Here is a 6,483-nt window from a genome sequence, read left to right as displayed (position 1 = left end):
CGCACCGCCGTAAACCTGGTTGGCTCCATCCCCACCATAGAAAGCATCGTCACCATCCTCGCCATAAACCTGATTGTCATCGTCCCCGAGATAGACCGTATCGTCACCATCTCCCGCCTCAATGTAATTATCTCCATCCCCCGAATAGATCTCGTCATTGCCAATGCCGCCATAAACGGTATCGTTGCCAGTGCCTGCGTAAACCAAGTCATGGCCGTCCCCCGCATCTATGTAGTCGTCGCCTCCCCCGGCATAAATATGATCGCTTGCGCCGCCGGCATAGATTTCGTCATTGCCATCATCCCCATTGCCGTAGATACCATCATCCCCGTAGATGAAGTCCTGCTCATCACCGCCATAAATGGTGTCGTCACCATCGTCGCCCTCAAGCCAATTCGAACCTTCCCCACCATAGAGAGTATCATTATCATCTCCTCCGAAGAGGAAGTTTTCACTGTCATTTCCGGAGTAGATCGTATCTTCACCACTTCCACCGAACAATTTATCCTTTCCATCTCCTCCATTTATTTCGTCATCCCCGCTCCCCCCGTAAATGTCATCAGCACCATCATTACCCTCGATGTAATCATCATCCGCCCCTCCATAGATTAAATCATCATCCCCCTCGCCATACAGGCTATCATCCCCTCCATATCCCAGTATTTCGTCTGCATCGTCTGTTCCAACCAACGTGTCATCGCCGTCGGTACCTTCGATTACATTGTAATCTTCTGAGACACTGCTTTCCGCCAGTTCTACGGTCATCACCCATCACTCCTAAACACCAACATGGAGCAATCATGAATATGTTTTCCTGAAATAAATATGTCTTATTAATTAACATGACTTAATTTTATTAAGATCGTTACTTGTTTTTTTAAAGCTTACTTTCTCAAATGAAATTTTCAAAATAATTACATTGTAAAAAATACAAAATAAGATCCAAATCTAGACATAAAATGCATGAGATCCATGAAAATTTAACATCACTCGGGAGTGCAAACAGATCGCGCCTAAATAAGCACCATTTGCAAAAGAATACTTGTGCACCGCGATATTATTTTCGCATCTCTTTTGGACTGCATTTAGAATTTCATTATTACGAATTTAGTAACAAACAGGAAACATCACATCAATACAGAATAATTTAACCTGAAATAATGAAGCAATTATTTGACGGCGATTTCAGCCGGGCAGTAATAAATGATTGGTCTTCTGGTGATCGGCAGATAGCATTTTCCGGCGCGGCTCGCAGATTCTCGTCCGGAAAGGAGGGAATTCAAGATGAGCTCTTACACTTTCGAATATGACGAAGAAACCGGCTACTACGTCGTCTATGACAGCGATGGAGAAGTGGTCAGCCATATTACCACCGACGCCTACAACGCTCTCGAAAACTTCGAAGAACAAGACTCGGATTATACCTCCGGCGGCTCATCAGGTTCTGTCAGTATACAATACCAGACATATGACAAGGGATATAAAATCCTTGATGCGGATACGATAGATTATGACAATGATTACTCTGTTAAATATGGAGGTGCATCAGGAAGTACGAAAATATACTATGAAAAATACCGTTCCCTGATCATCGGAAACGACGAAGACAATACAATTTACGGCAATGGGGACGGCTACAATGATGGTCGCGACGATAACATTTATGGTGGATTGGGGGACGACATTCTATACGGACTGGAGGGGGATGACGCTCTTTACGGTGAAGATGGCGACGATATTCTGATCGGCGGTGACGGTGATGACACCCTGGTTGGAGGAGATGGTAATGACTGGCTGTATTCCGGCACTTTGTTTGATGGTGAGAGCGATGTCCTGACCGGTGGCGATGGGGCTGACACATTTGTTATCGGGACCGCAGCGGATACGGATGAAACGGCCATTTCTGTCATCGATTGGACCGAACTGAACCTGTCCCAGACCAATTATCTGAACGAGGCTGTCGAGGAAGTCCTAGAGGCTGAGGCGGAAGCTGCAGAAGAAGATACAGAAGAAGAAGACGCTGACGGGGAAAGTTCTGATACTGACGTTTCACTGTCTGACGAAGAAACAACAACAACGACCACCGACACGGCCGACACCGACAGCTCCGATGATGACGACAGCTCTAGTGACAGCACATCTGATTACACAGACGACGGGATCGTATTCGGCGCTGCTGCAGCTGCCATGATCGGAAGCGCTGGCGCAACGATCTCCTTGACAACAACAACAAGTGATGACTCTGGAAATGTAACTACAGATACCTTTAAAATCGAAGATACGGACTATTTTAATATAGACTCAGAGATAGAAGATGAGACCAACATAATATTAAAATCAGGCTTGCCCATTAAGCATTATGATGACTTCTCGATCGTATATAAAGATGGCCAACCAACTATAAATTTCAATTACGAAACCGTTACTCTTGAATATGATTCGGACGGCGTCCTAAGAGCATATACGACAGATGCAAGCGGGGCGACAACGGAGATTGGTTACTTCGACCAAGACACAGGGAATTATATAGATTCCACTTCCGGAAATACTTATGAAGTATCGGGAGGTTATGTTGATGGCGTATATGTCGAAAGTTCCGGAGGGTACTATGCCAATTATGACATCACTGTTGAATATGTTTCCCGTTTCGACCCCGACAATCCCTATACGCAACTCACCGGAGATACCGACAGCGACGCCGAGGAGGATTGGGATTCAGACAACTCAGACGATTCAGACATAATCGATGAGCCCGCAGACTCGGAAACGGACAATGCCGAGGAAGACGACAGCGAAAACGAAAATGACGCGGAATCAGAAGATGACCAGAAGGCAGAAGAGGCGGGCGACAATAACGAAACACCTGACGGGCTGGATCAAGCGGTTGAGGACGAGGTGGACGAGTCAGCCGACCTTGACTCTCTTACGGAAGCCGCTGATACGGATGAGGCCGCTCTGCTAGACGAAATCGACGAGCTCATCACCACCTCCAGCGAAATCGAGACAGCTGAGGCCACGGAAATTGCCGAAACCGCTGCTGTTGTGGGCGCATCCACCATATCCTTCTATGCGGTCACGACCGTGATGCTGACGATCATCGCCTTCGATATCGCCGACGCCTTGATGGATTCTGACGAAGAAAGCGGCGATCCGAGTGCAGGCTATGCAACGGTCACCGATTTCGACCCGACCGAAGACGTGCTCATCATCCCCATCACCTCGACCGATCTTTCCAACGTTTTCATTTCTGACGACACCAATGGGGGATACGGGTTTTCCATCATGTACGATGATGGAGACACGTATGACCTGGTCGCGGACATCAATTACGCGGATTCCAGCGATATTTTTGACGATGACAGCACCACCATGGCATCCGCCGTTGCGGAAGGCTTGACATATTCAATCATGCAAAATGCCATTCTCGTCAGTATTGATGAGGATACTGGCGAAGTGACTGTCTACAGCTTCAATGACTATGGCTATATCGATATTGATGATGAAACCGCCGAAGCCCTGGAGGGCAGCACGTCCTATATCATAATGGGCGCATACACCGGGTCCGTGACTTACGGCTCGCAAGACTCCGACTATCTCTTTGGAAACAATTACGATGATTACGTCTGGGGCTATATTCCCGACAGCTCCATCGAAGGCTATGTCGGGGCGGACGCTGATGAGGGGGACTATATCGCCACGTTCGACGGCGATGACTTTATCGAGGCAGGGGCCGGCAATGATTACATTTTCGGTGGTGACGGATCGGACACCTCTTCCTATACAGAATCTCCTGACGGGATCACCGTTGACCTGTCTGTCACATACGAAGACGATAACGGAACCTACTCGCTGGCCTATGACGGCTTTTCCGACGACTCTGTCGACCACCTTTACAGTATCGAGAATATTTACGGCAGTGACTATGACGATACGATAACCGGTAGCGATGACGCAAACACGCTGGCAGGCTTTGACGGCGATGACACGATCTCCGGACTTGATGGTGACGATATCATCTTGTCCGGCACGGGCGAGGATGTTGTCGATGCCGGTGACGGGGACGACCTCGTCTATGTAGACACCGGAGACAGCACCTATGATGGCGGTGACGGCTCGGATGAAATCTCCGCCAGCCTGACAGACAGCGCAGTCACAATTGTTTATTCCGATGGTGATGGAACCATCACCTTCTCCGATGGCACGACCGGCACGTTTACGGATTTCGAGATTGTTGTTGGGAGCATATCCGAAGACGCGATCACTGCGGATGGTGAGGTCTATGTCGTCAAGGGTGACGAGGGCGATGACGTCCTAACGGTAACCGGCTCTTATTATGTTGCCTATGGCGACGAAGGCGGCGACACGATTACATCTGGCGGCACTGGCTACATCGTTTATGGTGGCGAGGGCGACGACAGTATCACGGCGTCCGGAACCAATTTTGTGATTCAGGCCGGTGGTGGCAGCGACGCCGTTACGGTCACGGGCACAGGCACAGTCTATACCGGCAGCGGCAATGATGCGGTGAGTGTCACCGGCGGCGGCAACACGATCTATGGCGGCAGCGGGGACAATGCCATTCTGGCTTATGAGGCAGATGCCGGTGTTACAATCGAGTTGTCGGACACCGATGGTACGTTCACCTTTGATGACGGTTCGACAACCGACTTCGAGGATTTTTATCTTGTTTTCGGGAGCGAATACGACGACACGATCTACGCAGGAGACTCGGGTGACATCGTTTATGGCGGGTCTGGTGCTGATTACTTCTACGGCGGCACTTCTGCAAATGCATTTTATGGTGGTGATGGTGAAGACCTGTTCTATGCAGTTGGAGGAATGAACTTCATTTACGGTGGAGCCGACAATGATACGATCTATGCGGGGACTGATGCAGGGTTCTATTACGGAGGCGACGGAACCGATACGATCTACTTCACGGATGTGGAAGATGCAGTAACCATTACACTCTCAGAAGATGCGCAAACAGTGTCTTATGAAGACGGGACGCAAAGCGAACTTGACAGTATCGAGATAATTTATGGCACGGATTACGATGATACGATCTATGCCAATGGCGGAGACTTCACGATTGACGGCGCGGACGGCGATGATACGCTTGAGAGCGTTTCCGATGATGCGATAACCATCTATGTTGCCGACAATGAAGGCACCATCACCTTTTCTGATGAAACGGAAACCAGCTTCTCAAATATTGAGAAAATCATCGGAACAGACAATTCCGATACCTTTTATGTTTTGGCAGGCGACATCACTCTGAGCGGCGGCGGCGGCACCGACACGCTCGACCTTTCGAATGAAACCAGCGGTGTAACAGTCACTTTCGCGGACGGAAGCGGAACGGTTACATTTTCAGACGACACAGTAACCACCTACGATGATTTCGAATACCTCATCGGGACCAGTGAAAACGACAAATTCTACGTCTCATCTTCCGACGGAGACACCGTCGATGGCGGAGACGGCAATGACACCCTTTACATTACCGATGGTGCGGATGTTTCCGAAATCACTTATGATGATGATGACGATACAAGCGGCGTCATCTTGTACAGCGATGGCAGCTCTTTGTATTTCGAGAGCTTTGAAGATATTGTGATCGAGGTCGATGACACGATCACAATGGACGGGACCGAGACAAGCGTTGACGGTAGCGGTGGGACTGACACGGCCTACTTATCGGATCTCGAAACGTCTGTAACCATCGATATGTCGGGCGATTCCGACAGTTATACCTTTAATGACGACGGCACCGTTGATTACAACAATGATGGTACCCTGACCTACGACGATACAGGCGACACAATTGACTTCACCGGCATCGAAAAGATCTGGGCCACCGACTACGATGACACCATCTCTACATCCGACGATGACAGTGTTGTCTTTGGGGCAGATGGTGACGACACCATTACCGGTGGTGACGGCGACGATTTGCTGGTGGATGGTGACGGCGACGACACGATCACCGGTGGTGACGGGGATGACATCCTTGTTGCGACAAGCGGAACCGACACGTTGACAGGAGGCGATGGCGCCGACACCTTCATTCTGGCAGGAGCCAAGGTGACGATCACGGATTTCAATCCCGATGAAGGTGACACCATCATCATTTACGAAGCTGATTATGAAGATGAGGGCGGATATTATCTGTTTGCTTTGAACGAAACAGATGATGGCTTGGAAATACAATCCTGGAGTGGCACAACCTGGATAACAGTTGAAGGCGTGTCATCGACGACGGGCATGACTTGGCATTCCGACTCTGTTACGCACCTTGACTTGAGTGACTACGACAGCATGTTTAGTTAGAGTCCGTCCGGCATAAAATTGTTTGATTTCAATGATTTGGATTTTGAGGGATTTTCAGTGCCGGATACATGATGGTGAGCGTCCGTTGAACCCGACCTAACGAGTTTCCGTTTGGTACCTTAAGTGTCCACTTATCTAAATGGACACTTA

Annotated in this window: 2 protein-coding genes; one reads left to right on the top strand and one right to left on the bottom strand. The window is 49.1% G+C overall.

Annotated features, from left to right (window positions below; genetic code table 11):
• A partial coding sequence (locus E1297_RS05345; protein WP_305793812.1) for a calcium-binding protein occupies positions 1-765 on the bottom strand: 765 nt, incomplete at its 3' end.
• A gap of 519 nt (positions 766-1,284) precedes the next feature.
• Between E1297_RS05345 and E1297_RS50945 the strand changes: the two genes are divergently transcribed.
• Complete coding sequence (locus tag E1297_RS50945; RefSeq protein ID WP_155134899.1) at positions 1,285-6,333, top strand: hypothetical protein; 5,049 nt, start codon at positions 1,285-1,287, stop codon at positions 6,331-6,333.
• Positions 6,334-6,483 lie beyond the last annotated feature (150 nt).

This window comes from Roseibium sp. RKSG952, from assembly GCF_009711355.1.
Note: the sequence above shows the minus strand (reverse complement) of the source record. Positions and strands in the feature narration are given on the sequence as shown.

Bases quoted from the DNA above. Each gene is read 5' to 3' on its own strand.
- E1297_RS50945 (WP_155134899.1), top strand. From the start codon at position 1,285: ATGAGCTCTTACACTTTCGAATATGACGAAGAAACCGGCTACTACGTC.